Annotated in this window: 17 protein-coding genes and 1 pseudogene; 13 read left to right on the top strand and 5 right to left on the bottom strand. The window is 65.1% G+C overall.

Features of this window, described 5'->3' with window-relative positions:
• Positions 1 to 38 precede the first annotated feature (38 nt).
• The 3 genes and pseudogenes from JVX91_RS02245 to rlmJ all read left to right on the top strand — a co-directional run.
• Positions 39 to 878, top strand: coding sequence for a 23S rRNA (adenine(2030)-N(6))-methyltransferase RlmJ (locus JVX91_RS02245; RefSeq protein WP_205337831.1), 840 nt, complete (start codon positions 39 to 41; stop codon positions 876 to 878).
• A gap of 200 nt (positions 879 to 1078) precedes the next feature.
• The gene (locus JVX91_RS02240) at positions 1079 to 1834 is read left to right on the top strand and encodes a hypothetical protein (protein ID WP_205337830.1); all 756 of its coding nucleotides are present in this window, start codon (positions 1079 to 1081) and stop codon (positions 1832 to 1834) included.
• A gap of 38 nt (positions 1835 to 1872) precedes the next feature.
• Positions 1873 to 2280 (top strand): annotated as a pseudogene (gene rlmJ / locus JVX91_RS02235) (23S rRNA (adenine(2030)-N(6))-methyltransferase RlmJ); the annotation flags it as partial.
• A gap of 27 nt (positions 2281 to 2307) precedes the next feature.
• Here rlmJ and JVX91_RS02230 read toward each other — a convergent pair.
• The 5 genes from JVX91_RS02230 to aceE all read right to left on the bottom strand — a co-directional run bounded on the left by JVX91_RS02230 (position 2308) and on the right by aceE (position 11471).
• On the bottom strand, positions 2308 to 3276 hold the full coding sequence (locus tag JVX91_RS02230) for a prolyl oligopeptidase family serine peptidase (RefSeq protein WP_205337829.1): 969 nt from the start codon (positions 3274 to 3276) through the stop codon (positions 2308 to 2310).
• Positions 3277 to 3419: 143 nt separating this feature from the next.
• Entirely contained in the window at positions 3420 to 4067 is a 648-nt protein-coding gene (gene msrA / locus JVX91_RS02225) for a peptide-methionine (S)-S-oxide reductase MsrA (protein ID WP_205337828.1), read from the bottom strand.
• Positions 4068 to 4177: 110 nt separating this feature from the next.
• Positions 4178 to 6877, bottom strand: coding sequence for an EAL domain-containing protein (locus tag JVX91_RS02220; RefSeq protein ID WP_205337827.1), 2700 nt, complete (start codon positions 6875 to 6877; stop codon positions 4178 to 4180).
• A gap of 290 nt (positions 6878 to 7167) precedes the next feature.
• Positions 7168 to 8811: a dihydrolipoyllysine-residue acetyltransferase gene (gene aceF, locus JVX91_RS02215; RefSeq protein ID WP_205337826.1), complete on the bottom strand. Its 1644-nt coding sequence runs from the start codon at positions 8809 to 8811 to the stop codon at positions 7168 to 7170.
• A gap of 11 nt (positions 8812 to 8822) precedes the next feature.
• The gene (gene aceE, locus JVX91_RS02210) at positions 8823 to 11471 is read right to left on the bottom strand and encodes a pyruvate dehydrogenase (acetyl-transferring), homodimeric type (RefSeq protein WP_205337825.1); all 2649 of its coding nucleotides are present in this window, start codon (positions 11469 to 11471) and stop codon (positions 8823 to 8825) included.
• 243 nt (positions 11472 to 11714) lie between these two features.
• On the opposite strand from aceE, the gene glnE reads away from it, so the two are divergent.
• From glnE to JVX91_RS02160, 10 genes are all read left to right on the top strand, one after another.
• Positions 11715 to 14660 carry a bifunctional [glutamate--ammonia ligase]-adenylyl-L-tyrosine phosphorylase/[glutamate--ammonia-ligase] adenylyltransferase gene (gene glnE / locus JVX91_RS02205; protein ID WP_205337824.1) on the top strand — a complete coding sequence of 982 codons (2946 nt, stop codon included), beginning with the start codon at positions 11715 to 11717 and terminating at the stop codon, positions 14658 to 14660.
• Between the two features lie 284 nt (positions 14661 to 14944).
• Positions 14945 to 15988: a lipopolysaccharide heptosyltransferase II gene (gene waaF, locus JVX91_RS02200; protein WP_205337823.1), complete on the top strand. Its 1044-nt coding sequence runs from the start codon at positions 14945 to 14947 to the stop codon at positions 15986 to 15988.
• The gene (waaC, locus tag JVX91_RS02195; RefSeq protein WP_205337822.1) at positions 15985 to 17058 is read left to right on the top strand and encodes a lipopolysaccharide heptosyltransferase I; all 1074 of its coding nucleotides are present in this window, start codon (positions 15985 to 15987) and stop codon (positions 17056 to 17058) included. Before waaF ends, waaC begins: the two co-directional genes overlap by 4 nt.
• Entirely contained in the window at positions 17055 to 18176 is a 1122-nt protein-coding gene (locus JVX91_RS02190) for a glycosyltransferase family 4 protein (RefSeq protein ID WP_205337821.1), read from the top strand. The genes waaC and JVX91_RS02190 overlap by 4 nt, the downstream gene beginning before the upstream one ends.
• Positions 18173 to 18979, top strand: a complete 807-nt coding sequence (rfaP, locus tag JVX91_RS02185; protein WP_205337820.1) for a lipopolysaccharide core heptose(I) kinase RfaP — start codon at positions 18173 to 18175, stop codon at positions 18977 to 18979. The genes JVX91_RS02190 and rfaP overlap by 4 nt, the downstream gene beginning before the upstream one ends.
• Positions 18979 to 19713 (top strand): lipopolysaccharide kinase InaA family protein, encoded by a 735-nt coding sequence (locus JVX91_RS02180; protein ID WP_205337819.1) that lies wholly within the window; start codon positions 18979 to 18981, stop codon positions 19711 to 19713. Before rfaP ends, JVX91_RS02180 begins: the two co-directional genes overlap by 1 nt.
• Entirely contained in the window at positions 19710 to 20465 is a 756-nt protein-coding gene (locus JVX91_RS02175; RefSeq protein WP_205337818.1) for a lipopolysaccharide kinase InaA family protein, read from the top strand. The genes JVX91_RS02180 and JVX91_RS02175 overlap by 4 nt, the downstream gene beginning before the upstream one ends.
• A complete protein-coding gene (locus JVX91_RS02170) occupies positions 20462 to 21949 on the top strand; it encodes a lipopolysaccharide kinase InaA family protein (RefSeq protein ID WP_205337817.1) in 1488 nt (495 codons plus the stop codon). Before JVX91_RS02175 ends, JVX91_RS02170 begins: the two co-directional genes overlap by 4 nt.
• Positions 21950 to 21954: 5 nt before the next feature.
• Positions 21955 to 23694: a carbamoyltransferase gene (locus JVX91_RS02165; protein ID WP_205337816.1), complete on the top strand. Its 1740-nt coding sequence runs from the start codon at positions 21955 to 21957 to the stop codon at positions 23692 to 23694.
• 16 nt (positions 23695 to 23710) lie between these two features.
• Positions 23711 to 24679 carry a glycosyltransferase gene (locus tag JVX91_RS02160; RefSeq protein WP_205337815.1) on the top strand — a complete coding sequence of 323 codons (969 nt, stop codon included), beginning with the start codon at positions 23711 to 23713 and terminating at the stop codon, positions 24677 to 24679.
• Positions 24680 to 24706 lie beyond the last annotated feature (27 nt).

Here is a 24706-nt window from a genome sequence, read left to right as displayed (position 1 = left end):
CAGGCCTTAAACTGCGCGCCTTGAGGAGCCTGCCATTCATGAACTACCGCCACGCCTATCACGCCGGCAACCATGCCGACGTGTTCAAACACATCGTCCTCGCGCGCCTCTTCGCGCTGATGGCGCGCAAGGACACGCCCTTCGCCTACCTCGACAGCCATTCGGGCATCGGCCTGTACGACCTGCTGGGCGATGAAGCCAGCCGTACCGGCGAGTGGGAGTCGGGCATCGGTCGCCTGTGGGAGCGCGAGGACCTGCCGGAGCTGCTACAGGATTACCTCGACGTGGTGCGCGCGCTCAATCCCGATGGCGGCCTGGAGTACTACCCCGGCTCGCCCGAGCTGGCGCGTCGCCTGACCCGCCCGCAGGATCGCGTGCTGCTCAACGAGCTGCACCCGGAAGATGGCCGCCTGCTCAAGGCCAACATGGGGGGCGAGCGTCGTATCTCGGTGCACCAGGGCGACGGCTGGCTGCTACCGCGGGCCTTCCTGCCCGTGGCGGAGAAGCGTGGCGTGCTGCTGATCGACCCGCCCTTCGAGCAGCCCGACGACCTGGAGCGCTGCGTGGCCGCGCTGGACGAGGCCATCGGCCGGATGCGCCAGACCGTCGTCGCCATCTGGTACCCGATCAAGGATCGCCGCCAGCTCAAGCGCTTCTACCAGCGCCTGGAGAAGAGCTCGGCGCCGAAGATGTTGCGCGCGGAGTTGTGCGTACACCCGGCGGACAGCGCCGACCGCCTGAACGGCTCGGGCCTGGTCATCGCCAACCCGCCATGGCCGCTGGACGAGGAACTGCGCGGCCTGCTGCCGTGGCTGGCGGACACGCTGGCGCAGAGCGAAGGTGGCTGGCAGCTCGATTGGCTGATTGCCGAGCAATGAATGTCCCGAGTGGAATCTGAAATTTCACTCGGATTCATGCGCTAATTCATACAAATCAGCCTGCTGATATCTCTGTACGTTGCGCGGATTGGGTCGGTTTCGGCCTGCGTTGATCCTGGATCTATCTGATCCATGGCTTCCACTCTGCCTGCACCGTTTGGAGCAATTTCATGCGAAAAATCGTTCGGCTTTCATGCTTCGTGGGATTACTGCCTTTCGCCGCCTCCGCCTCGGAGGCACTGGAGGGCAGTTGGAACATCGACTGGAGCCTGACCTTTCCCGACCTGCTCGACCGCTTCGAGGTGCGCGACGGCTACTACGCCTGCCTGACCTGCGCACCCGAAATCCGCATCAGGGCCGATGGCAAGGATCATCCGATCCGGGGTTACCCGGACTTCGATTCGCTGGCGGTGCAGATCAAGGACGACCATCAGCTGCGCACCGAGAAGAAGCTCGCCGGCAAGCTGGTCGAGACGGTGGTGATGACGGTTTCCAACGATGGCAACCTGATGCGCTACAACAGCTACACCGGGGCGGGACAGGGCGACGTGCAAGGCGGCGACCGTATCCGGCTGGGGCAGGCAGTGAGCGGCGTGCATGCCCTGACCGGCACCTGGATAACCCAGGGAATGTCGCAGCCCAAGGCTGACTCGGGCTTCAGCTACCACTTTACCGATGGGCAACTGGCGGTGCGCATGAGCAACGGCGAAGCCTATGAGGCGCCGCTGGATGGAACGCGGGTGCCCTATCGTGGGAGCCAGGAGATCAACCAGGTATCGGTGCGGCAGTTGTCCGACCGGGTGCTGAACATCCAGTTGTTCAAGAACGATGCATTCGTTCGCCAGATGCAGGTGACTGCTTCCGAGGATGGCGAGGCGATGTCGATCTATTTCGTGTCCTATGCCATGAGCGGAAACCTGATCGCCCGCCGGAGTGGGACGAGTCAGGCTCGGTAGTCAGGGGCGCGCCCCCGGGAGGCGGGTGCGCGCTGGTCGTCATGCCCGTGGTGGAGAAGCGTGGCGTGCTGCTGATCGCCCCGCCCTTCGAGCAGCCCGGCGATCTGGAACGCTGCGTGGCCGCACTGGCCGAGGCCATCGGCCGGATGCGCCAGACCGTCGTCGCCATCTGGTATCCGATTAAGGATCCCCGCCAGCTCAAGCGCTTCTACCAGCGCCTGGAGAAGAGCCCGGCGCCGAAGATGTTGCGCGCGGAGTTGTGCGTACACCCGGCGGCCAGCGCCGACCGCCTGAACGGCTCGGGCCTGGTCATCGCCAACCCGCCATGGCCGCTGGACGAGGAGCTGCGCCGCCTGCTGCCGTGGCTAGCGGACACGCTGGCGCAGAGCGAAGGTAGCTGGCAGGTGGACTGGCCGGTGAAAGGAGGCGCCAACAGTAAACGCTGAGCGCCTCGCGGAAGGTCCGATGGACGGTCAACGCATCGCTTTCTCGATATCTTCGGCCGAAAGACTGATCTGTGAGGTTGGTCCAGTGTCTTCCAAAACCTTGCGTGCGATTACTCGATTACTGGCGCCCAGGCCAGAGAAGTGGTCGGCGCCAGCTATGCGGATGAAGTGCACATGGGGATTTTCGGAGGCCCCCCTCATCTGTTCGAGGTCGTAGCTCATTCCTTCAATGCCTTCGATGACAAAGACAGGCGTTTTGATCGACGACAGCCATAGAATCGGGGCGCGTAGCCTGATTTCTTGTGGGGCCAGCTTCATTAGATCTACCTTGCTGAAAAAAGTCGGCGACCCGCTGCCGAAGGCACGAGGGCCAAACGAAAACGTCGCGCGAAAACGCGATGAGCTTTCCGCCGTCAGTAGGGTCAAGACCCCACCGGTGCTGTGTCCCCCCAGATAGATTCGCTGCGGGTCGACATAGGGTTGCTGGGCTAAAAAATCGGCCGCTGCTATGACGTCGTCGACTTCGCCATAGAAGCCTTCTGTATGACCCGGATTGCTGTTACCGCCGCGTAGCGAGGGATACATAGTGATGATGCCAGCGGCGCGATAGGCTGAGGCGCTCTGGTCGTTATCTGCCGGTTGCTGACTCCAGACATCGCCAATGGAGTTTGCGTCGCCACCGGTGATCCAGATTATGGCTGGATGACGCTTCCCATCGCCCGGATCGGCGCTCAAATAGGCTGGGAGTTTGCCTACGGCGGATGGATAGGTAATGAGCTTCAGGCTGGGATCAGGGGGAACCTCGACTGGATCGTTGCTGAGATGGCCGAGATTGACTTGGGTCGCGAACGCTTTTCTAGCCTGAGCCAAGGCGTTTGATTTGGGATTGCTGTCCGCACTCAGCGTCGCGGCGACGCCTAAGGGGGATATGAGGCAGGAGGAGATGAGAACACCAGTGGTAAACAGGCCAACTAATATTTGTTTGTTCAGGGACATGACATTACTGAAAGTGTTGAAGGAGGTTGAAAGTGTTACAGACCTCTTCAAAAGACGCCCTCTGACGCTTCCTTGATGGCTGCGGAATTCGAGGCTTCTCCCTGTCGAAATGGCCCATGTACTGGGCCAAAGTCGAATTTTGCTTACGCCGGCAGGCAGACGCCCGTGCCACCCAGGCCGCAGTAGCCGTAGGGGACTTTCGCCAGGTACTGCTGGTGGTAGGTTTCGGCGTAATAGAACGGCGGCACCTCGCGGATTTCCGTGGTGATATCGCCGTAGCCCTTGGCGCTCAGCTCCTTCTGGAAGGCCGCGCGGCTGGCATCGATGGCGGCTTTCTGCGCTTGGTCGTACCAGTAGATCACCGAGCGGTACTGGGTGCCGGTGTCATTGCCCTGGCGCATGCCCTGGGTCGGATCGTGGGATTCCCAGAACACCTTCAGCAGCGCCTCGGTGCTGGTCTCGCGCGGATCGTAGACCACCAGCACCACTTCGCTGTGGCCGGTGAGCCCGGAGCAGACTTCGTCGTAGGTCGGGTTCGGCGTGAAGCCGCCGGCGTAGCCCACCGCCGTGACCCATACGCCCGGCTGCTGCCAGAAGCGCCGTTCGGCACCCCAGAAGCAACCCAGTCCGACGACGATCTGCTGCAGGCCGGCCGGGAACGGCGCGGCCAGCGGGTGGCCATTGACGTAATGCGCTTCGGGCACTGGCATCGGGCTTTCCCGGCCTGGGAGGGCCTGGGCGGAGCTGGGCAGTTCCAGCTTGTGGGCAAGAATTTGCGAGCGCAGGGTCATGGCATTCGTCTCCTCTGAATAGGGGCGGCAATAGACTCGGGTACTCGCCGAAGATTACAGCCTTTTTTCCTACAGCGGGGATGGCTGCGGGCACGCCGTATGGCAGGCCTTCAATGGGGGCGGCAGGGATAGCGTTGCAGGCTGGAGGACAGGTCGTTGCTGGGGATGGGCTTGTCGAACAGGTAGCCCTGGCCGATGTCGCAACGGTTGCGCCGCAGGAAGGCCAGTTGCGCGGCGGTCTCGACGCCTTCGGCGACCACCTGCAGCTTGAGGTTGTGGGCCATGGCGATCACCGCCGAGGTGATTTCCATGTCGTCCTGGTTGTCCGGGATGTCCTTGATGAAGCTGCGATCGATCTTGATCACGTCGATGGGGAATTTCTTCAGGTAGCTCAGCGACGAGTAGCCAGTGCCGAAGTCGTCCATGGCCAGGGTCAGGCCGAGGTTCTTCAGGCGTTCCAGTTGCTGGCGGGTGTCGTCGGTGGCGTCCAGCAGCAGGCTTTCGGTCAGTTCCAGTTCAAGCTGCGAGGCCGGGATGCTCTCCTCGTGGAGGATCGCGGCGATGGAGCCGACCAGGTCCGGGTCGCTGAATTGCTTGGGCGACAGGTTGATCGCCATGTGCAGGTCGCCCAGGCCCTTGGCGGCCAACTCGCGCACCTGGCGGCAGGCCTGGCGGATCACCCATTTGCCGATGGGAATGATCAGGCCGGTTTCCTCGGCGACGCTGATGAACTGGTCCGGGCGGATCATGCCCTTTTCCGGGTGCTGCCAGCGCAGCAGGGCTTCCAGGCCCAGCAGTGCGCCACTGCGCAGGCACAGCTTGGGCTGGTAGTGCACGGCCAGTTCGTCCTGCACCAGCGCGCGGCGCAGGTTGCTCTCGACGAACAGCTTGTAGCTGGCCTCGGCGGTCATCGCCTCGGTGAAGGTCTGCACCTGGTGCTTGCCGTTGGCCTTGGCCTTGTGCAGCGCCAGGCCCGCGTGCTTCATCAGGGTCTGCGGGTCCTGACCATGCTGCGGTGCGTAGGCGATGCCGATGGAGCCGGTGATGCTGATCAACTGGTTGTCGACGAACAGCGGTTTGTCGAGCACATCGAGGATCTGCGCGGCGGTCTTCTCGCCGCGGCCAACCACGGATTCCTCCAGCAGCACGGCGAATTCGTTGCTGGCGAAGCGCGCCAGGGTGGTGCTGTCGCTCAGGCTGCTGCGCAGCCGCCGGGCGAGGTTGGCCAACAGTTTGTCGCCGGTCTGGTGGCCGAGGCTGTCGTTGATCCGCTTGAAGTTGTCGATATCCACCAGTAGCAGGCTCAGCGAATGTCCGCTGCCCGCCTGCAGGCGCTCCTCCAGGGCGCTGATGAAGAAGTGCCGGTTGGCCAGCCCGGTGAGGTTGTCGCGGTAGGCGAGCTTCTCGATGTGCTGCTGGGCCAGCTTGCTCTGGGTGATGTCTTCGTAGATGCCGATGTAGTGCGTCAGCTCGCCCTTGTCGTCGTAGACCTTGGACAGCGACAGCTGGCCCCAGTAGGGCTCGAGGTTCTTGCGCCGGCTGCGGAATTCGCCCTGCCAGCTGTTCTGCGTGACCAGCGTGGAGCGCGCGTCGAACAGCAGTTCGCTGAGGTTGGCCAGCGCCGGCAGCTCCGGCAGGCGGCGGCCACGGACTTCGTCGGCGCCGTATTGGGTGATGGCCGTAAAGCTCGGGTTGACGTACTCGACCAGGCCGTCGCGGTCGATCAGCAGGAAGGCGCTGGCGCTCTGCTCGACGGCGCGCTGGAACAGGTGCAGGGCGCTGGAGACGTTGCGCCGCTCGTGGTTCATCAATACCTGGGCGTACTGGTCAGCCAGCTCGCCGGCGAAGGCGATCTCGTCGCTCTGCCACATGCGCACTTCGCCGACATGTTCCAGGCACAGCACGCCGACCACTTCGCCGCCGACACGGATGGTGGCATCGAGCATGGCGCTGATGCCCTGCGGGCGCAGGTAGCGCTTGGCCAGTTCCTGAGTGCGCGGGTCCTGCTGGGCGTTATGGGCGTCGATGGCGCGGCCGCTGTGGACCGCGTCGAGATAGTTGGGGAAGTGGCTGGCGTCGATGTCCTGCGGCTTTTCGTACTGGTCGGTGTCGCGGCGGTAGGTGGTCACCGCCTCCAGGCTATTGTCCGGGTGCAGGCGCCAGATGCCGGCGCGGGCCACGTCGTAGGCTTCGCAGGCGGCCTGGGCGATCAGCTGCGCAGCCTCCAGCAGCGGATCGCTGGACAGGTAGCGGTGCCGCGCCAGGCGCACGATGAGATTCTGCTGGGTGCGCGAGCGCACCAGGTGTTGCAGGTGTTCGTCCTGGGAGCGCTGGTACATCTCCAGGGACATCTTCAGGCGGATGTTCTGGGCTTCCAGGTCGAGCAGGCGCGGGTCAAGCTCGGTGGCCTGTTCGTCGCCATCGTCCTGCAGCAGGTAGCCGTGGAGCAATTGGCGGCCGTGCTGCTGGAAGGCCTCGCCGACTTCCAGCACGTTCAGCGTGCCGCGCGGCGAGTGGAGCAGGTAGCGCACCCGGTAGCGGCCGTCCTTGACCAGTTGCTGCTGCACCTGTTCATGCAGGCGATGGCGCGCTTCGGGTTCCATCAGGCTGGCATAGGGGGCGTCGAGGATGCCGCAGAGGTCCTGGGCCGGTACGCCAATCTGGCGCTCGCAGCCCGGATCGAGGAACAGCAGTGTCCAGCTGGGCTCGTTCAGGCGCTCGAAGCGCAGCATCCCGAGCCTCGAAGGGACGGGAAGCTGCGTGACAACCTCGGCCGCCTGACGGCTGGCGGCATCGGGATGACTCTTCATGCGCGGCGGAATTCCAGGGTGCTGGACGGGGTACATGGCCCCGCCCGACTTCTATGGGCGTGGGCAAGATTTGCATGAGGCACGGGGCCATGACAAGCCAAGACTGTATCGGCTGGCGCCGGGGGAAGTTGAGCGCTGCGCGGGCACGCTGGCAGTCCGCCGGTCAGCGTTGCGCATACCGGCCTGGTGGCCAGGCAAAAAGAAGCCCCGCCATCCGGCAGGGCTGGAGAGTACGAGCGTGGCGTGCTCGTCGAGAGGAAGGGCCGGCGCGGGCCGGCCCCTTACAACACTTACAGCAGCAGGGTGCGGATATCACCCAGCAGGTCGGACAGGCGCTTGGTGTAGCGCGCGGCAGCAGCCCCGTTGATCACGCGGTGATCGTAGGACAGCGACAGCGGCAGCATCAGGCGCGGCTGGAAGGCCTTGCCGTCCCACACCGGCTGCATGGTCGCCTTGCTGACACCCAGGATCGCCACTTCCGGCGCGTTGACGATCGGCGTGAAGCCGGTGCCGCCAATGTGGCCGAGGCTGGAGATGGTGAAGCAGGCGCCCTGCATGGCGTCGGCGGAGAGCTTCTTGGTGCGCGCTTTCTCGGCCAGTTCGGCGGCTTCGGCGGCGAGCTGCAGGAGGCTCTTCTGGTCGACGTTCTTGATCACCGGGACCAGCAGACCGTCCGGCGTGTCCACGGCGAAGCCGATGTTCACGTACTTCTTGCGGATCAGCGCCTTGCCGCTGGGGGCCAGCGAGCTGTTGAAGTCCGGCATTTCCTTGAGCAGGTGGGCACAGGCCTTCAGCAGGATCGGCAGCACGGTCAGCTTGACGCCGGCCTTTTCCGCGACGGCTTTCTGGGCCACGCGGAAGGCTTCCATCTCGGTGATGTCGGCCGAGTCGAACTGGGTCACGTGCGGCACGTTCAGCCAGCTGCGATGCAGGTTGGCAGCGCCGACCTGCATCAGGCGGGTCATCGCCACTTCTTCCACTTCGCCGAACTTGCTGAAGTCGACTTCCGGGATCGGCGGAATGCCTGCGCCGCCCGTTGCGCCGGCCGGAGCCGACTTGGCGCGCTGCAGTTGCTCCTTGACGAACAGCTGCACGTCTTCCTTGAGGATGCGGCCTTTCGGGCCGGAGCCTTTCACTTCGGAGAGCTCGACGCCGAACTCGCGGGCGACCATGCGCACCGCCGGGCCGGCGTGAACCTTGGCGCCGTCACGGCTGGGCGCGCCCACCGGAGCGGCTTCCGCAGCCTTGGCCGGGGCGGCGGCAGCCGGTGCGGGAGCGGCGGCAGGAGCGGCAGCGGCCGGAGCCGGAGCCGGAGCAGCAGCCGGAGCTTCTGCGGCGGCTGGGGCAGCGGCGCCCGCGACCTTCAGCTTGAGGATCAGGTCGCCGGTGCCGACTTCGTCACCGATCTTGATCGACACGCTTTCCACCACGCCGGCAGCCGGCGAGGGGATTTCCATGCTGGCCTTGTCCGATTCCAGGGTGATCAGCGACTGGTCGGCTTCGACCGTGTCACCAGCTTTCACCATGACTTCGATGACGTTGGCCTTGCCGGCGGAGCCGATGTCCGGGACGTGGATGTCCTGGACGCTGGCGCCGGCGGCTGGCGCGGCGGCTGGCGCGGCGGCCGGCGCCTCTGCCTTCGGAGCCTCGGCAGCCGGGGCCGGAGCTTCGGCCTTGGGCGCTTCGGCGGCAGCCGAACCACCCTCGACTTCCAGCTCGAGGATCTCGTCGCCTTCCTTCAGGGTGTCGCCCACCTTGACCTTCAGGCTCTTCACCACGCCGGCTTTCGGCGAGGGGATTTCCATGCTGGCCTTGTCGGATTCCAGGGTCAGCAGGCTCTGGTCGGCCTCGACGGTGTCGCCGACCTTGACCAGCAGTTCGATGACTTCACCCTGACCATTGCCGATGTCGGGTACACGAATCAGTTCGCTCATCGTGCCTCTCCTCAGCAGTCCAGCGGGTTGCGTTTTTCGGGGTTGATGCCGAACTTGGCGATGGCCTCGGCCACCACTTTGGGTTCGATATCACCGCGATCGGCGAGGGCTTCCAGCGCGGCCAGCACGACCCAGTGGCGATCGACTTCGAAGAAGTCGCGCAGCTTGCGGCGGCTGTCGCTGCGGCCGAAGCCGTCGGTGCCCAGGACCTTGAATTCCTTGCTCGGAACCCACTGGCGGATCTGCTCGGCGTAGAGCTTCATGTAGTCGGTGGAGGCGATCACCGGGCCCTTGCGGCCGGCGAGGCACTCTTCGACGTAGCTCTGCTTGGGCTTCTGACCCGGGTGCAGGCGGTTCCAGCGCTCCACGGCCAGGCCGTCGCGGCGCAGTTCGTTGAAGCTCGGAACGGACCAGACGTCGGCGCCGATGCCGAAGTCCTTGCGCAGGATCTTCGCGGCTTCCTCGACTTCGCGCAGGATGGTGCCCGAACCCAGCAGTTGCACGTGGTGCGCGGCGTCCTTCTTGTCCTCATCGAGCAGGTACATGCCCTTGATGATGCCTTCCTCGGCGCCCTTGGGCATGGCCGGCTGGACGTAGTTCTCGTTCATCACGGTGATGTAATAGAAGATGTCCTGCTGCTCTTCGATCATCTGGCGCGAGCCTTCGCGGATGATCACCGCCAGCTCGTAGGCGTAGGTCGGATCGTAGGTGCGGCAGTTCGGGATGGTCGCCGCCAGCAGGTGGCTGTGACCGTCTTCGTGCTGCAGGCCTTCACCGTTCAGGGTGGTACGGCCGGCGGTGCCACCGATCAGGAAGCCGTGCGCGCGGCTGTCGCCAGCGGCCCAGGCCAGGTCGCCGATACGCTGGAAGCCGAACATCGAGTAGAAGATGTAGAACGGCAGCATCGGCTGGTTGTGCGTGGAGTACGAGGTACCCGCGGCGATCCAGCTGGACATGGCGCCGGCTTCGTTGATGCCTTCCTCGAGGATCTGACCTTTCTTGTCCTCGCGGTAGAACATCACCTGGTCCTTATCCACCGGCTCGTACAGCTGGCCGACGGAGGAGTAGATACCCAGCTGACGGAACATGCCTTCCATACCGAAGGTACGGGCTTCGTCCGGGACGATCGGGACGATGCGCGGGCCGAGTTCCTTGTCCTTGACCAGCTGCGAGATGATCCGCACGAAGGCCATGGTGGTGGAGATTTCGCGGTCGCCCGAGCCGTCGAGCATGGCCTTGAGGGTTTCCAGCGGGGGAACCGGGACCTGGAAGCTCTTCTCGCGGCGAACCGGCATCACGCCACCCAGCGCGGCACGGCGCGAAGCCAGGTATTTGGCCTCGGCGCTGCCTTCTTCGGGGCGGTAGAACGGCAGGTTTTCCAGGTCGGCATCCTTGATCGGGATGTCGAACTTGTCGCGGAACGACTTCAGGGACTCGACGTCGACCTTCTTGACGTTGTGCGCGATGTTCTTCGCTTCGCCGGAACCGGTGCCATAGCCCTTGATGGTCTTGGCCAGGATGACGGTCGGCTGGCCCTTGTGGTTGACCGCCTGGTGGTAGGCCGCATAGACCTTGTAGGGGTCGTGGCCGCCACGGTTGAGTTTCCAGACTTCCTCGTCGGAGAGGTCCTTGACCATCTCCAGCAGCTCCGGACGTGCACCGAAGAAGTGCTCACGCACATAGGCGCCGTCTTTGGCCTTGTAGTTCTGGTACTCGCCGTCGATGACCTCGTCCATGCGCTGCTGCAGCAGGCCGGCGGTGTCCTTGGCGAACAGCGGGTCCCAGAAGCGACCCCAGACCACCTTGTTGACGTTCCACTCGGCGCCACGGAACACGCCTTCGAGTTCCTGGATGATCTTGCCGTTGCCGCGAACCGGGCCGTCGAGGCGCTGGAGGTTGCAGTTGATGACGAAGATCAGGTTGTCCAGCTTCTCGCGGCCGGCCAGGGAGATCGCCCCCAGGGATTCGGGCTCGTCGCACTCGCCGTCGCCCATGAAGCACCAGACCTTCTGCTTGCCGGCGGGGATGAAGCCGCGGCTTTCCAGGTACTTCATGAAGCGCGCCTGGTAGATCGCCTGGATCGGGCCCAGACCCATCGAAACGGTCGGGAACTGCCAGAAGTCCGGCATCAGCCACGGGTGCGGGTAGGAAGACAGGCCGTTGCCGTCCACTTCCTGGCGGAAGTTGTTCAGCTGGTCTTCGGTGATGCGGCCTTCGAGGAAGGCGCGGGCATAGACGCCGGGGGAGGCGTGGCCCTGGAAGAACACCAGGTCGCCGCCGTGTTCGTCGGTCGGGGCCTGGAAGAAGTAGTTGAAGCCAACGTCATACAGGGTCGCCGAGGAGGCGAAGGAGGAGATGTGGCCACCCAGATCCGGGTCGTTCTTGTTGGCCTTCATCACCATCGCCAGGGCGTTCCAGCGCACCAGGGAGCGGATGCGGCGTTCCATGAACAGGTCGCCGGGCATGCGGGCTTCGTGGGTGACCGGGATGCTGTTGCGGTACGGCGTGGTGATCGCGTAGGGCAGTTGGGTGCCGGACCGGCTGGCCAGCTCGCCCATACGGGTCATCAGGTAATGGGCGCGGTCTTCACCTTCACGGTCCAGGACCGATTCCAGGGCGTCCAGCCATTCCTGGGTTTCGACGGGATCGAGGTCTTGCATGGCTTGCTCCAGGGCGGAAAGGCTTCCAGAATCGGAAGCCAGTAGATCGTTGCCGATAGCTGCGCCAACCTCGTGGGCGACGCGGCGAATTCTTGGAAGTGCTCCGGGGGTACGCCCGGCGGGTTGTAGTTTTACTACAAATCGCCAGCGGATACACCCCTCCGCCAGAAAAAGTTAGTAGTAAAACTACAGGGGCGCGAAAGACGGGAATGCCGGCGCCTCGCCGACCATTCAGGATAGACCATGAGCCTGCCGTCCCTGGCCGCTTTGCCGGCCACTTTGAAGCCCCTCGCCGAGCGGGCCGAACAGAATTTCCGCGCTGCCATCGCCGAGTTTTCCGCCGAGCAGATCGCCAGCTTCGACAGCTGGTCCGACGAGCGGCACGCGGATTTCGCCCGCGTGACCGCCGGCAGCGATTTCGTCGCCGAGCAGGTCCAGCGTGATCCCGCTTTTCTATTGGAGCTGGCCGCGACCGGTGAGCTGGAGCGCGGCCTGCAACCCGGCGAGATGGGCGCGCAGCTGGAAGCGCTGCTGGCCGATTGCGCCGATGAAGACGAGCTGGGCCGCCGCCTGCGCCGCTTCCGTCGGCGCCAGCAGATGCGCATCATCTGGCGCGACCTGAGCCGTCGCAGCGACCTGGCCGGCACCTGCCGCGACCTGTCCGACCTCGCCGACGCCTGCATCGACCAGTCCCTGTCCTGGCTTTATCAGCGCCACTGCCAGCAGTTCGGCGTGCCCATCGGCAATCGCTCGGGCCTGCCGCAGAAAATGATCGTGCTGGGCATGGGCAAGTTGGGCGCGGGCGAGCTGAACCTGTCCTCCGACATCGACCTGATCTTCGGCTACCCCGAGGGCGGCGAGACCCAGGGCGCCAAACGTGCGCTGGACAATCAGGAGTTCTTCACTCGCCTGGGGCAGAAGCTGATCAAGTCGCTGGATGCGATCACTGTCGAGGGCTTCGCTTTCCGCGTCGACATGCGTCTGCGCCCCTACGGCTCCAGCGGTCCGCTGGTACACAGCTTCGCTGCGCTGGAGCAGTACTACCAGGACCAGGGGCGCGACTGGGAACGCTACGCGATGATCAAGGCGCGCGTGGTTGGCGGCGACCAGGAAGCCGGCCAGCGTCTGCTGGAGTTGCTGCGTCCGTTCGTCTACCGCCGCTACCTGGACTTCTCCGCCATCGAGGCGCTGCGCACCATGAAGCAGCTGATCCAGCAGGAAGTCCGGCGCAAGGGTATGAGCGAGAACATCAAGCTGGGCGCCGGGGGCATCCGCGAGGTGGAGTTCATCGCCCAGGCCTTCCAGCTAATCCACGGCGGCCGGGACCTGAGCCTGCAACAGCGGCCATTGTTGCGCGTGCTGGCGATTCTCGAAGGGCAGGGCTACCTGCCGCCGCAGGTGGTCGCCGAGCTGCGCGAGGGCTACGAATTCCTGCGTTACGCCGAGCACGCGCTGCAAGCCATCGCGGACCGGCAGACGCAGATGCTGCCGGAGGACGAGTTCGAGCGTATTCGCGTGGCCTTCATCATGGGCTTCGCCAACTGGTCCGCGTTCCACCAGGCGATCAACCAGTGGCGCGAACGCATCGACTGGCATTTCCATCAGGTGATCGCCGACCCGGATGAAGATGAGGACGGCAAGGTCGACACCACCATCGGTGGCGAGTGGATTCCTATCTGGGAAGAGGCGGTGGACGAGGAGTCCGCCTGCCGGCAGTTCGCCGACACCGGGTTCGCCGACCCGGCCCTGGCCTGGAAGCGCTTGACCGACCTGCGTCACGGCCCGCAGGTGCGTGCCATGCAGCGCCTGGGGCGCGAGCGTCTGGATGCCTTCATGCCGCGTCTGCTGAACATGATCGCCGAGCGTGGCCCGGCGGATGTGCTGCTGGAGCGCACGCTGCCGCTGATCGAAGCGGTGGCGCGGCGTTCTGCTTATCTCGTGCTGCTGACCGAAAACCCCGGCGCGCTGGAGCGTCTGCTGACGCTGTGCGCGGCCAGCCCGATGGTGGCCGAGCAGATCGCTCGCTTCCCGATCCTGCTCGACGAGCTGTTGAACGAAGGGCGCCTGTTCCGCCCGCCGCAGGCCGCTGAACTGGGCGCCGAGCTGCGCGAGCGGCTGATGCGCATCCCCGAGGACGACCTCGAGCAGCAGATGGAAACCCTGCGTCACTTCAAGCTGGCCCACGCCCTGCGCGTGGTGGCTTCGGAGATCGCCGGCACCCTGCCTTTAATGAAGGTGAGCGATTATTTGACCTGGCTGGCCGAGGCGATCCTCGAGCAGGTACTTGTCCTGACCTGGGACCAGTTGGTGCAGCGTCATGGCCGGCCCACTCGTGTGGACGGCACGCCGTGCGATCCGGACTTCATCATCATCGGCTACGGCAAGTCCGGCGGCCTGGAGCTGGGCCACGGCTCGGACCTGGACCTGGTGTTCATCCACGACGGCGACCCGCAGAGCGAGACCGACGGCGAGAAGTCCATCGACGGTGCGCAGTTCTATACGCGCCTGGGGCAGAAGATCATCCACTTCCTCACCGCGCAGACGCCCTCGGGCATGCTCTACGAGGTGGACATGCGCCTGCGTCCGAGCGGCGCTTCCGGCTTGCTGGTCAGCTCGTTGCGCGCCTTCGAGGCCTATCAACTGGGCGAGGCCTGGACCTGGGAGCACCAGGCGCTGGTGCGCGCCCGCGTGCTCGCGGGCTGCCAGCGGGTGGCCAGGGCTTTCGAAGCGATCCGCGCGAAAGTCATCGGCCAGCAGCGCGACCTGGCCGAACTGCGCAAGGAAGTCAGCGAGATGCGCGCCAAGATGCGCGACAACCTCGGCACCCCGAGCACGGCGGCAGGCACGGCGCCGAATGCCTTCGAGGCCGCGGCCCCGTTCGATCTCAAGCAGGATGCCGGTGGTATCGTCGATATCGAATTTATGGTGCAATACGCGGCCCTGGCCTGGTCGTGGCAGCACCCGGAGCTGGTGGAGTTCACCGACAACATCCGCATTCTGGAAGCGCTGGAGCGGGTCGGGTTGATGTCCGGCGAGGATGTCCTGAAGTTGCAGGACGCCTACAAGGCTTACCGGGCGGCGGCGCACCGATTGTCCCTGCAGAAGCAGCCGGGCGTGGTGAGCGGCGATCACTTCCATGCCGAGCGACGCATGGTGATGCAGATGTGGAAGGCTTTCGAGCTGTCCTGAATCGCTGCGATTTCCCCTGAAGTAGCCAGCATCCGGCGATGATGTTCGCCGGAGCGCCCCGCGCTGTCAGTTGCGTTGCGCGGGTATATAGATGTCAGGAGCGAGGCGCGTGATGCCATTGCGCCAGGTCACAGGGAGTGACGAAATCCGCCCGGCCGGCTGATCGGCTGGGCTAGACTGCCGGCATTCGATGCTCGGCACCCGACCGTAAAGGCCCGCGCCGTACGGTTGGATGAATGGAGTACGGGGAGGCGAGAGCCTCCCCGGTCGTTTCTGGAAAAGGCATGAGAATTCTGATCGTAGGCCCCTCCTGGGTGGGCGACATGGTGATGGCGCAGACACTCTTCCAGTGTCTGAAGCAACGGCATCCGGACTGCGTGATCGACGTGCTGGCGCCCGACTGGAGCCGGCCGATCCTCGAGCGCATGCCCGAAGTACGCCAGGCCTTGAGCTTCCCGCTCGGCCACGGCGTGCTGGACATCGCCTCGCGCCGCCGTATTGGCAAGACCCTCAAGGGCCAGTACGACCAGGCGATCCTCCTGCCCAACTCGCTCAAGTCGGCGCTGGTGCCGTATTTCGCCGGCATTCCCAAGCGCACCGGCTGGAAGGGCGAGATGCGCTACGGCCTGCTCAACGACATCCGCGCGCTGGATAAAGAGCGTTACCCGCTGATGATCGAGCGCTTCATGGCCCTGGCTTTCGAGCCGGGTGCCGAGCTGCCGCAGCCTTATCCACAGCCGCGCCTGGCCATCGATCCGCAGAGTCGCGAGGCCGCGCTGGCCAAGTTCGGTCTGAGCCTGGACCGCCCCGTGCTGGCGCTGTGCCCGGGCGCCGAGTTCGGCGAGGCCAAGCGCTGGCCGGCCGAGTACTACGCCAAGGTCGCCGAGGTGAAGATCCGCGCCGGTTGGCAGGTATGGATCTTCGGCTCGAAGAATGACCACCCCGGCGGCGAAGACATCCGCATGCGCCTGATTCCGGGGCTGCGCGAAGAGTCGGTCAATCTGGCGGGCGAGACTGCCCTGTCCGAGGCCATCGACCTGATGTCCTGCGCCGGCGCCGTGGTCACCAACGATTCCGGCCTGATGCACGTGGCCGCCGCGCTGAACCGCCCGCTGGTGGCGGTCTACGGCTCCACCTCGCCGCAGTTCACGCCGCCGCTGGCTGATCAGGTGGAGATCGTCCGCCTCGGCCTGGAGTGCAGCCCCTGCTTCGACCGTGTGTGCCGCTTCGGCCACTACAACTGCCTGCGCGAGCTCAAGCCACGCCCGGTGATCGAAGCGCTGGACCGACTGGTCGCCGACCCGGTGGATGTGGATAGCGCGGAATGAGGGTGCTGCTGATCAAGACCTCGTCCCTGGGCGATGTCATCCATACCCTACCGGCGTTGACCGACGCCGCCCGCGCCATTCCCGGCATCCAGTTCGACTGGGTGGTGGAAGAAGGCTTCGCCGAGATTCCCGCCTGGCATCCGGCCGTGGCCCAGGTGATCCCGGTGGCCATTCGCCGCTGGCGCAAGAATCTCTGGCAGACGATCAAGAGCGGCGAGTGGAGCCGCTTCAAGCGTCGCCTGAAAGAGGTCGACTACGACCTGGTGATCGACGCCCAGGGCCTGCTCAAGAGCGCCTGGCTGACCCGCTACGCGCGCCGCCGTACGCCGATCGCTGGACTGGACAAGGAGTCCGCGCGCGAGCCGGCCGCCAGCCGCTTCTATAACCGCACCTACCCGGTCGCCTGGGGCCAGCACGCCGTCGAGCGCGTGCGCCAGCTGTTCGCCCAGGCGCTGGACTATCCGCTGCCCGCCGGCACCGGCGATTACGGTCTGGACCGCAATCGCCTGCTGGATGCGGTGGAGACCGAGCCCTATCTGGTGTTCCTGCATGGCACCACCTGGGTGACCAAGCACTGGCCCGAGATCTACTGGCGCGAGCTGGCTCAGCGCATGGGCGAGCGCGGCTGGAAAGTCCGCCTGCCCTGGGGCAACGATGCCGAGCGGCAACGCGCCGAACGGCTGGCCGAAGGCTTGGAAAACGCCTCGGTGCTCCCCAAGTTAAGCCTCGCAGGCATGGCCAAGGTGCTGGCCGGTGCTTCCGCCTGCGTGGCGGTCGACACTGGGCTCGGACACCTGGCCGCTGCGCTGGATGTGCCGACGCTGTCGCTGTTCGGCCCGACCAATCCCGGTCTGACCGGCGCCTACGGGCGCTCGCAGGTTCACCTGGCCAGTGACTGGCCCTCGTGCGCGCCCTGCCTGCAGAAGACCTGCACCTACCAGCCGACGGCCGAAGACAAGCGCCAGTTCGACCTGCGGCATGAACAGCCTCTGTGCTTCACGCGCCTGAATCCGCAGCGCGTGGCAATCCAGCTGGAGGCACTGCTGCTGGCCCCGGAGACGCTTCGATGACCCTGGCTTTCGTCCTCTACAAATACTTCCCGTTCGGCGGGCTGCAACGCGACTTCATGCGCATCGCCCTGGAATGCCAGAAACGTGGCCACTCCATCCGCGTCTACACACCGATCTGGGAAGGCGAAGTGCCGCCCGGTTTCGACGTGCGCGTGGCACCGGTGAAGTCGCTGTTCAACCATCGCCGCAACGAGAAGTTCAGCGCCTGGCTGGAGGCGGACCTCGCCCGCGATCCGGTGGACCGGGTGATCGGCTTCAACAAGATGCCGGGCCTGGATGTGTACTACGCCGCCGACGGCTGCTTCGAGGACAAGGCGCAGACCCTGCGCAATTCCTTCTACCGCCGCTGGGGTCGCTACAAGCATTTCGCCGACTACGAGCGCGCGGTGTTCGCGCCGGAGTCCAAGACCGAGATCCTGATGATCTCCGAAGTCCAGCAGCCGCTGTTCATCAAGCATTACCGCACCCCTGAGGCACGCTTCCACCTGTTGCCGCCGGGCATCGCCCAGGACCGCCGCGCACCGGCCAATGCCGCCGAAATCCGCGCCGAGTTCCGCCGCGAGTTCAAGCTGGGCGACGATGACCTGCTGCTGGTGCAGATCGGTTCGGGCTTCAAGACCAAGGGCCTGGACCGCAGCCTCAAGGCGCTGGCCGCGCTGCCGCGCTCGCTGCGCAAGCGCACCCGCCTGATCGCCATCGGCCAGGACGATCCCAAGCCCTTCCTGCTGCAAGTGAAGGCGCTGGGCCTGTCGGACAACGTGCAGATTCTCAAGGGGCGCAGCGATATCCCGCGCTTCCTGCTAGGCGCCGACCTGCTGATTCACCCTGCGTACAACGAAAACACCGGCACGGTGTTGCTGGAGGCGCTGGTGGCGGGGCTGCCGGTGCTGGTCACCGACGTCTGCGGCTATGCGCACTACATCGACGAGGCAAAAGCCGGCCGCGTGGTGCCGTCGCCCTTCGAGCAGGAACGTCTGAACACCATGCTCCAGGACATGCTGGAAGACGATGCCGCGCGCGCCGACTGGTCGCGCAACGGCCTGGCCTTCGCCGACACCGCTGACCTCTACAGCATGCCGCAGCACGCGGCGGATGTGATCCTGCGGGAGCGCGCATGAAGCTCGAACTGCACGAGCCCTTCAAGACCCTCTGGGCCGGCAAGGACCCGTTCGCCGAAGTCGAGCGCCTGCAGGGCAAGGTCTACCGCGAGTTGGAAGGCCGCCGCACGCTGCGCACCGAAGTCGACGGGCGCGGATTCTTCGTCAAGATTCACCGTGGCATCGGCTGGGGCGAGATCGTCAAAAACCTGTTCAGCGCCAAGCTCCCGGTGCTTGGCGCGGGCCAGGAGCAGCGCGCCCTGGAGCGCCTGCACCAGGCTGGTGTAGCGACCATGACCTCGGTGGCCTACGGCGAGCGCGGCGGCAATCCGGCCAGCCAGCATTCGTTCATCGTCACCGAGGAACTGGCGCCGACCATCGACCTGGAAGTCTTCTCCCTCGATTGGCTGCAGACGCCGCCCGAGCCGCGCCTCAAGCGCGCGCTGATCGCCGAGGTGGCGAAGATGGTCGGCACCATGCACCGCGCTGGCGTGAACCACCGCGATTGCTACATCTGCCACTTCCTCCTGCATACCGATCGCCCGGTGAGCGCTGACGACCTGCGCCTGTCGGTGATCGACCTGCACCGCGCCCAGACCCGTGCCGCCACGCCGCGCCGCTGGCGCAACAAGGACCTCGCGGCGCTGTATTTCTCCGCGCTGGATATCGGCCTCACACGCCGTGACAAACTGCGTTTCCTGCGCGGTTACTTCCAGCGGCCCCTGCGTGACATCCTCCGCGAAGAAGCCGCGCTGCTGGCGTGGATGGAGCGCAAGGCGGCCAAGCTCTACGACCGCAAACAACGATACGGAGACCTGCTCTGATGGCCGGCTGGGTACTCGAAGCCGACTACCAGCATCTCGCCGCCGATTTCGGCAGCCTGGATGCCGTGTTCGCCCTCGAAGGCGAGCGCATCACCAAGGATGCGATGTCCGACGTCGTACGCGTGGAGCGCGACGGTGTGCGCTACTACGTCAAACGCTATCGCAAGCCGGGCAAGGGCTTTCGGCGTTACCTGTCGCGTCCGCGCGTGAAGGCCGAGTGGCAGAACCTCAAGCAGTTCGCCAAATGGGGCATTCCCACCGCCGACGTGGTTGCCCATGGCCTGGAGCGAGAGCATGGCGCGCTCAAGCGTGGCGCGCTGATCACGCGCGAGCTGGTGGATACCGTTGACCTGGCCCATCTGGCGAAGAAGCGCGACCCGCGTCTGAAGGATCGTGCCTGGGTCGAGCACGTCATGCGCCAACTGGCCAGCTACACACGGACCATGCATGACCACCACTTCACCCACAACGACCTGAAGTGGCGCAACGTCCTGGTCGATGGCGAGGGCACGGTGTACTTCATCGATTGCCCCATCGGCGACTTCTGGATCGGCTTCATGCTGCGCTACCGCATCACCAAGGACCTGGCGACCCTCGACAAGGTCGCCAAGCGCCAGCTGTCCGCTACCCAGCGGCTGCGCTTCTACCTGTTGTACCGTCGGCGCGAGCGCCTGAACGCTTCGGACAAGAAGCGCATCCGCCACATCGTTCATTTCTTCGAGGGACGCGAGTGAAGGATTTCATCGCCAGCGACGACCAGGCCCTGCTCGAACGCAACGCCCTGGCCGATTTCGATGCCCTGTGGGACCTGCAGCTGGAGGCCGTGGACGAGCCCAACACCGAGCGTGGTGGCTGGAGCAGCGTCTACCGTCTGGAGCTGGATGGCACCGCCTACTACCTCAAGCGGCAGAGCAACCACCTGACGCGCAGCCTGAAGCGCCCGCTCGGTGAGCCGACCTTCAGCCGCGAGTTCCGCAACATCCAGCGCTACCACCAGCTCGGCATTCCCTCGATGCAGGCGGCCTTCTTCGGCGCGCGGCAGGTGGGCGGCGAGCGCCGGGCGATCCTGATGACCCGCGCCCTGGAAGGCTGGCGTGACCTGGACAGCCTGCTGCAGGGCTGGTCGAACCTGCCCGCCGAGCGTCGCCAGGCGATCCTGCGCGCGTGCGGCATGCTTGCCCGCCGCCTGCACGAGGCCGGGCAGATGCACGGTTGCTTCTATCCCAAGCACATTTTCCTGCGCGAGACCGACGACGCCTTCGAGGCGACCCTGATCGACCTGGAGAAGACCCGCCCGCTGTGGTTCGGCCAACGCGACCGCGTGCGCGATCTGGAGCCGCTGCTGCGCCGCGCGCCGGACTGGAACGAGACCGACGTGCGCAACCTGCTGGCGGCCTATCTCGGTACGGCGTCCAGTGGTCCGGAGGTCGACGACTGGTATCGCCGCCTGGGCGCGCGCCGCAAGAAGAAGGAAAACCGCGCATGAGGTTGTCCGCCCTGCGCGATACCGGTCGCACGCCATCGCTGCCCCTGCGCATCGAGCTGGAGGATGGCGCCGGTGCGGCCGAATTGCGCCTGGACAGCCTGTTGCGCGTACTGCCCGGCCAGCGCTATGTCGGTGCGGCCAATTGGCGCGGCCGCCCGGTGCTGGCCAAGCTGCTGGTTGGCGGCAAGGCCGCCCGGCACTTTCAGCGCGAGCGCGAAGGTGTGCGTCTGCTGGCCGAGCAGGGCCTGACCACGCCGGCGTTGCTGGCCGACGGCCTCAAGGACGGCGAGGGCGGCTGGTTGCTCTTCGAGTTCCTCGACAACGCCCAGAGCCTGTGGGACGCCTGGCGCGCCGTGGAGGGCGAGCCACTGCTGTCCGACGGGCAGACCGTGGTCATTGCCGAGGCGCTGACCGCCATCGCCCAGTTGCACGCCAAGGGCTTGTGGCAGGAAGACCTGCACCTGGACAACCTGCTGCGCCATGACGGCAAGCTGTACCTCATCGATGGCGCCGGCATCCGTGCCGAGACGCCCGGCCAGCCGTTGTCGCGCAAGCACGTGCTGGAGAACCTCGGCGTGTTCTTCGCCCAGTTGCCGGCCAGTCTCGATCCTTTCCTCGAAGAGCTGCTGATCCACTACCTGCTGGCCAATGGCGAGCACGCGCTGCCGCTGGAAGCCCTGCAGAAGGAAATCGCCAAGGTTCGACGCTGGCGCGTCGGCGACCTGATGAAGAAGATCGCCCGCGATTGCAGTCTGTTCAGCGTGTTCAAGGGGCCGTTCGGCCTGCGCGCGGTGCGCCGCGAGCAGGAGGAAGGCCTGCAGCCGCTGCTGGCCGACCCTGACGCCTTCATTGCCAAGGGCCATATTTACAAGACCGGCGGTGCGGCGACAGTCGCCAAGGTCGAGGTGAACGGCCGGCCGCTGGTCATCAAGCGTTACAACATCAAGAACCTGCTGCACTGGTTCAAGCGTTTCTGGCGCCCGAGCCGCGCCTGGGCCTCCTGGCGCGAGGGCAACCGCCTGGACTTCCTCGGCATCGCCACGCCAAGGCCGCTGGCGGTCATCGAGCGCCGCTGGCTGTGGCTGCGCGGCCCGGCCTTCCTGATTACCGATTACCTGGCGGGTCAGGATATAATCGCCCGTTTCAAACCCTACCTGGATCAACCGGAGGGGGGCGGCCTGCCGCCGGAAACGGATCTTGTGGCCCTGGACAGACTGTTCGCGGCGCTGGTGCGCGAGCGCATCAGCCACGGCGACCTGAAAGGGCACAACCTGTTCTGGCAGGAGCAGGGCGAAGGCGGGCAGTGGTCGTTGATCGACCTCGATGCCATGCAGCGCCACTCGCGAGAAGTGAGCTTCGCCCGCGCCTATGCCCGCGACCGTGCGCGCTTCCTGCGCAACTGGCCAGAGGGCAGCGCACTGCACCGGCTGCTCGACGAACGTTTACCGCGGGTGCCCGGCACCCGCCCAGATGAAAGAGGCTAGACCCTGTGGCATTGACCATCCTCGGCCTGTCCGGCGCCGTAAGCCATGACCCTTCCGCCGCCCTGTACATCGACGGCAAGCTGGTCGCGGCCGTCGAAGAAGAGCGCTTCGTCCGCGACAAGCACGCGAAGAACCGCATGCCCTACGAGTCGGCCAAGTTCTGCCTGGAGCAGGCTGGCATCAAGCCGTCCGACGTTGACGTGGTGGCCATTCCCTTCGCCCCCATCAGCATCTTCGACAAGGCCCGCTGGCACTACGCCAAGCGCTACGCCTACGCGCCGGACCGCGCGCTGGACGCCATCCTGCTCGGCAACCGCCGCTACCACCGCTACTACAAGCGCATCCAGTGGTGCCTGCAGCAGCTCGGCTTCGATCTGAAGAAGACCAAGATCCAGCCGGTCGAGCACCACCTGGCCCACGCCTCCAGCGCCTACCACTGCTCGGGCTTCAAGGAGAAGACGGCGATCCTCGGGATCGACGGCAAGGGCGAGTACGCCACCACCTTCTTCGGCTACGGCGAGAACGGCAAGATCCACAAGATCAAGGAGTTCTACGATCCGGACTCCCTGGGTGGCCTGTACGGTGCGCTGACCGAATACCTCGGCTTCGACATGCTCGACGGCGAGTTCAAGGTCATGGGCATGGCGCCCTACGGCGACGCCAGCAAGTACGATTTCTCCCGCCTCGCCAAGTTCGAGAACGGCGAGCTGATCATCAACACCGACTACGCCAACGTCATCGGCTTCCGTCGCTACAAGGAAAAGGGCAAGGGCTACTACTTCTCGCCCAAGCTGATCGAGTGGCTCGGCCCGAAACGTGAAGGCGACATCGCCGACGATCCGTACATCCACTACGCCGCCAGCATCCAGGCCCTGTTCGAGAAGCTGGCGCTGGAGATGATGGATTACTACCTGGGCGACATCATCCGCGAGACCGGCAAGATCGCCTTCGCCGGCGGCTGCGCGCTGAACGTCAAGCTCAACCAGAAGATCATCGCCCGTCCCGAGGTCAAGGAGCTGTACGTGCAGCCCGCGGCCAGCGACGCCGGCACCGCCGTTGGCGCCGCTGCGTACGTATCCTGGGAGCGCGGCGTGCCGGTCGAGAAGATGGAGCACGTCTACCTCGGCCCGGAATACAGCAACGAAGACGTCATCGCCGCCTGCGCCCGCCACGAAGCCAAGCCGCAATGGCGCAAGATCGACAACGTGCCCGAGCACATCGCCAAGGTGCTGGTCGAAGGCAATCCGGTGGCCTGGTTCCAGGGTCGCCTGGAGTTCGGTCCGCGCGCCCTCGGCGGTCGTTCGATCATCGGTTGCCCGAGCATTGCCGGCGTGGCCGATCGCATCAACGCGCAGATCAAGTTCCGCGAGCGCTGGAGGCCCTTCTGCCCGTCGATGCTGGATACCGTCGGCCCGCAGATGTTCAAGATCGACCACCCGGCGCCTTTCATGACCTTCACCTTCGAAGTCAACGAAGAGTGGAAGACCCGCGTGCCGGAAGTCGTCCATGAAGACGGCACCTCCCGCGCCCAGGTCCTCAAGCGCGAGTTCAACCCGCGCTACTACGACATGATGAAGGAGCTGGAAAAGCTCACCGGCAACGGCGTGGCGCTCAATACCTCGCTGAACCGCCGTGGCGAGCCGATGGTTTGCTCGCCGACCGACGCGCTGAACATGTTCTACGGATCGGACCTGCAATACCTGATCATGCAGGACATCCTCGTGGTAAAGGACGGCGTGCAGTGACCGGCGGAGCGCCAGCATGCGTGTTCTGATCATCAACCGGCAGGAGCGCGCGCGCTCGCTGGACACCCTCTACGAAGGCCTGATCGCCCTGAACCCCGGTTCGCGGATGATCAAGCTGAGCAAGGAGGAGATCCGCGACCTGCCGCGTACCCTGGCCAACCTGGACACCAGCGGGTACGAACGGGTCCTCTTCGACATCCCCCTGCGCCGCGCCGCGCACGCCTTCGATAGCGTGCGCGCCTTGCCAGGGCTGGTGTACTACGAGGAGGACGCGTACCAGGAGTTCATGGGCGAGAGTAAGTTCTACGGCAAGTTCCTGCGTTTCTTCCATTCGCTCCAGGGCGCGCCGGTGATCTACACCAGCGAGTCGGTACGCGCCTATTTCGCCAAGCAGGACGTCAACGCGCATTTCGTCGCCAAGGCCTTCGACGATCGCCAGCTCAGCGACCTGGGCCTGCCGCGGGATATCGACCTGGCCTTCGTCGGCCGGGTGAAGAGCAAGGTCTATGGCCGCCGCAAGGAACTGCTCGATCAGGTGACCGAGCTGACGCCGTTGCAACTGCTGCGCACCGAGAATCCCGACGAATACCTGACGGTACTCAACCGCATCCGCTTCTTCCTCAGTGCGGACATCGGTTTCAACGAGTACATGGCCAAGAACTTCGAGGCCATGGCTTGTGGTTGCGTGCTGGTCGCCAAGCGTCAGCCTACCGAGGATGACCTGCTCGGTCTGGTCGACATGCAGAACGTAGTGCATTACGACACCCTCGAAGAGCTGATGGATAAGTACCGCCAGCTGTTGGCCAATCCGCAGCAGGCCGAGGCCATTGCCCGCGCCGGGCATGACCTGGTGTTCGAGCGGCATCGCTTGAGCCAGCGCGCCGAGGAGTTCTCCCGGGTTCTCGCGCTGCCTCACCCGAATCCCCAAGGAATCAGTCGTCCGGGCCTGTTCCGGCGGCTCGGGTCGCTGTTCTCCCGCGCGTGATGCGCGGGCGGCGACCTCGCAACAGCA

The sequence above is a fragment of the Pseudomonas sp. PDNC002 genome, from assembly GCF_016919445.1.
GTDB lineage: Bacteria > Pseudomonadota > Gammaproteobacteria > Pseudomonadales > Pseudomonadaceae > Pseudomonas.
Note: the sequence above shows the minus strand (reverse complement) of the source record. Positions and strands in the feature narration are given on the sequence as shown.